The organism is Dyella sp. ASV21 (genome assembly GCF_016428975.1).
Lineage (GTDB): Bacteria > Pseudomonadota > Gammaproteobacteria > Xanthomonadales > Rhodanobacteraceae > Dyella.
Window position 1 is genome coordinate 1 of the sequence record NZ_JAELTT010000285.1, and the last position, 352, is coordinate 352.

General features: G+C 64.8%; 1 protein-coding gene. It reads left to right on the plus strand.

The genetic code is table 11. The features are described from left to right. The coding region (locus JHD67_RS21705; protein ID WP_199101201.1) for a hypothetical protein at window positions 1-352 on the plus strand (352 nt) is incomplete at both ends.

The window sequence follows — 352 nt, forward strand, 5'->3', positions numbered from 1 at the left end:
GAAATCCGCCCGATGGAGGGGGGCGGCATCTGCAACGACACGCCGGAGGCGGTGATCGAGGACATCTTCAAGACCTTCGAGGCCAAGCCCGATCTCCCGGCGATGCTGGTGTATGTGGTGGAGGGCTACAACATGGCTCGCGCGCTCGCCAGCCGCAACGACAAGCTGATCGGGGTGGGTACCGGCCCGCGTCAACCCGGCGAGTTGACCGACGCCATGGTCGCACTGGTAGTGGCCCGGCCGGAGCGGGTGAATTGGCTACGCGCGTTTGCGCCTTATACCAAGCGCCCCCCGGGGCGATCCATTTATCCCGGCTTTACCGACTGGGAGCGGCATCCCAAATGGAACTTCC